Source organism: Mycobacterium sp. 1274756.6, assembly GCF_001668625.1.
Lineage (GTDB): Bacteria > Actinomycetota > Actinomycetes > Mycobacteriales > Mycobacteriaceae > Mycobacterium.
Genome location: NZ_LZLJ01000028.1, coordinates 1 through 3,436 on the forward strand (window position 1 = coordinate 1; position 3,436 = coordinate 3,436).

Here is a 3,436-nt window from a genome sequence, read left to right on the forward strand (position 1 = left end):
ATCGGTGAGGGCGGCAGGCCGACCCGGGCGGAGCCGTTTATCGGCGGGGACGAGGTGAACATCAAGCGGCGCGGGGCAGGCGGTGGTGGTGGCTCGGGATGCGGTGTCGGGCGCCGATGTTGGTGGGGGTGTGGGGGATCGGCAGTTGGTGGGGTATGTGGTTCTGGATGAGCAGATGATGTTGGTTCGGGACCGTGAGCGTGAAGCGCGGTTGGTGGGGCAGTGGCAAGACGTTTATGAGGGTTTGTATGGGCAGGGGGAGTTCGGTTCGGATTCTGCGGGTTCGTCGGCGGTGTTGGGGGAGGATTTCGGGGGGTGGAACAGTAGTTTTACCGGTGAGCCGATTGCGTTGGAGCAGATGGTTCAGTGGCGCTCGGCTGCGGTGGCGCGCGTTAGTGGGTTGAGGCCGCAGCGGGTGTTGGAGATCGGGGTGGGGTCGGGGTTGTTGTTGGCTCCGTTGGCGCCGCAGTGCAGTGAGTATTGGGGTACTGATTTTTCGGCGGCGACGATTCGGGCGTTGCAGGTGGGGGTGGCTGGCCAGTCGTGGGCGGATCGGGTGCGGTTGCGGGTGCAGCCGGCCGATGTGGTCGAGGGGTTGCCGGCGGGGTATTTCGATGTGGTGGTGCTTAATTCGGTGATCCAGTACTTCCCGAGTGCGGGTTATCTGCTGGATGTGTTGGCCGAGGCGGTGCGGTTGCTGGCTCCGGGTGGGTCGGTGTTCGTCGGGGATGTGCGCAATCTGTCGTTGCTGGCGGCGTTTACTGCCGCGGTGGTGTGTGCCGATAGTGATGGGCAGGATTCGGCGGTCGGGGTGCGGGAGCGGGTGCACCGGGAGATGCTGGCTGAGCAGGAATTATTGTTGGCGCCGGAGTTTTTCGCGGCGTTGCCCGCCCAGATCCCCGACATCGCCGCGGTGGATCTCCGGCTTAAGGATATGGGCGCGATCAACGAGCTCAGCGGTTACCGCTATGAGGTGGTGTTGCACAAGGCGCCGGTGCAAACGCATTCGGCGGCAGAGCTGCCTACTGAGCCCTGGCAGCGCTTTGCCACGTTATCTGAAGTGGGGCAGTATCTGCGCGACCGGCAGCCGGCCGGGTTGCGGGTCACTGGGGTGCCGTATGCGGGAACGTGGCCGGATGTGGCATTGATGCAGGGGTTGGCCGGTGCTGAGGGGCGGGTCAGTCTGGCTGAAGTGCAGGCCGGCATCGACGCGGTGGAGATGGTGTCGGTGCGCCAATGCCGACTTCTCGGTGAGCAAGCCGGCTACGCCACCGCAGTCACCTGGTCACCCACCGCCGGCCTGATCGATGTGATCTTCACCGCGAGTGAGGAATCGGAGGCCGACGGCGCAGCGCTGGTATGGACCGATCTGTACTGCCCGGCTGCGGAGCCAGGCTCGTTGGCCGGGTATGTCAACGACCCGGCAGCAGTCGAGCGGGTGGCCGAGTTGCGCACATTCGTTAGCGAGAAGTTGCCCGACTACATGGTGCCCGCAGCGATCATGATCCTTGACAAGCTGCCGTTGACCGTCAACGGCAAACTGGACCGCCGGGCGTTGCCGTCCCCGGAGTTCAGCAGCGCCGCGGCCTACCGTCAACCTCGAGACCGCACAGAAGAGAAGTTGGTCGCACTGTTCAGCGAGGTTTTGGGGGTCAACCGGGTCGGGATCGATGACAGTTTCTTCGATCTGGGTGGGCACTCCCTTTCCGCGATCCGTCTGCTGGCACGGATTCGGGTGGAACTGGGTGCCGAGGTGCCGATCCGGGTGATGTTTGATGCGCCCACTGTGGCGCAGTTGGCTGAGTGGATCACCACCCACGGTGGGCAGCGGGCCGGCGTGGCGTTGACGGCGCAGCCGCGCCCGCAGGTCATCCCACTGTCGTATGCCCAGCAGCGGTTGTGGTTCTTGGAGCAGTTGCAGGGGCCCTCGGCGATCTACAACATGCCGGTGGCGTTACGGCTGTGCGGCAACCTCGATACCGAGGCATTCGGTCACGCACTGGCCGATGTGGTGGGCCGCCACGAGAGCCTGCGCACAATTTTCACTGCGACCGGCGGGGTCGCTCAACAGGTGGTGCTGCCGGCCGAGCAGGCGGACTTCGGCTGGCAGATCATCGACGCCGCCGGCTGGACCGCTGAACAACTCGCCGACGCCGTCGGCGCGACCGTGGGGCATCACTTCGACCTGGCAACCCAAATTCCCCTGCACGCCAAACTGTTCCGAATCGGCGCGCAAGAGTACGTGTTGGTGGCGGTGATGCACCACATCGCCGGTGACGGGTCCTCCATCGCGCCGTTGCTCCGCGATCTCGGGGTGGCCTATGCCGCCCGATGCGCCGACCAGCCCCCCGGCTGGGCGCCATTAGCGGTGCAGTACGCCGATTACACGCTGTGGCAACAACAATGGCTCGGCGAGGAAACCGATCCCGACAGTCGCCTATCGGCACAATTGGCCTACTGGCAACAAGCCCTGGCCGGCCTGCCCGAACAACTGAAACTGCCCACCGACCGGCCCTACCCCCCCACCGCCGACCACCACGGCGCCGCGGTGAGTATCCACTGGCCAGCACAGCTACAGCAACAGATCAACGCGGTAGCCCGCGCCCACGATGCGACCAGTTTCATGGTGGTCCAAGCCGGACTGGCGGTGCTGCTGGCAAAAATGAGCGCCTGCACCGATATCCCCATCGGTTTCCCGATCGCCGGCCGCCAAGACCCTGCCCTCGATGAACTCATCGGCTTCTTCGTCAACACTCTAGTACTGCGCATCGACGTCTCCGGCGACCCCACCATCGCCGAACTGCTCACCCAAATCCGCCAAACAAGCCTCACCGCCTACGAAAACCAAGACGTGCCCTTCGAAGTCCTCGTCGACCACCTCAACCCCACCCGATCGCTAAGCCACCACCCCCTGATCCAAGTCATGCTGGCCTGGCAGAACTTCACCGGACAAACCAGTCTCGACACCACCGCCGCCGCCACCCTCGGCGACATCACGGTCACCCCCCTAACCACCGACACCCACACCGCCCGCATGGACCTCATGCTCTCCCTCGAAGAACGCTGGACCCCCACCGGCACCCCCGACGGAATCCACGGCCTCATCGAATACCGCACCGACATCTTCGACGCCCAAACGATCGAGACCTTCGTTCGTCGACTGCAACGCGTGCTAACGGTCATCACAGCTACAGAGGGGGGCCAGCAATGACCACCGATCAGAACCAGCGGCTCTCATCGTTGGACTTTTGGGACGAAGACGAACACACACAACTCTTCGAATGGGGCAATCGCTCGGCATTAGCTGAGCCGTTGGGTGCGTCGGCAACGATTCCGGGGTTGTTTGGGGTGCAGGTGGCCCGGGCGCCGGGGGCGGTGGCGTTGCGGTGTGGGGGTGTGTCGTGGACGTATCAGCAGTTGGATGAGGCGTCGAATC

General features: G+C 64.3%; 2 pseudogenes. Both read left to right on the forward strand.

Annotated elements, in window-relative coordinates:
- Positions 1-358: 358 nt before the first annotated feature.
- Positions 359-724, forward strand: a pseudogene (locus A5643_RS18970) (class I SAM-dependent methyltransferase); the annotation flags it as partial.
- 675 nt (positions 725-1,399) lie between these two features.
- Positions 1,400-3,436 (forward strand): annotated as a pseudogene (locus A5643_RS18975) (condensation domain-containing protein); the annotation flags it as partial.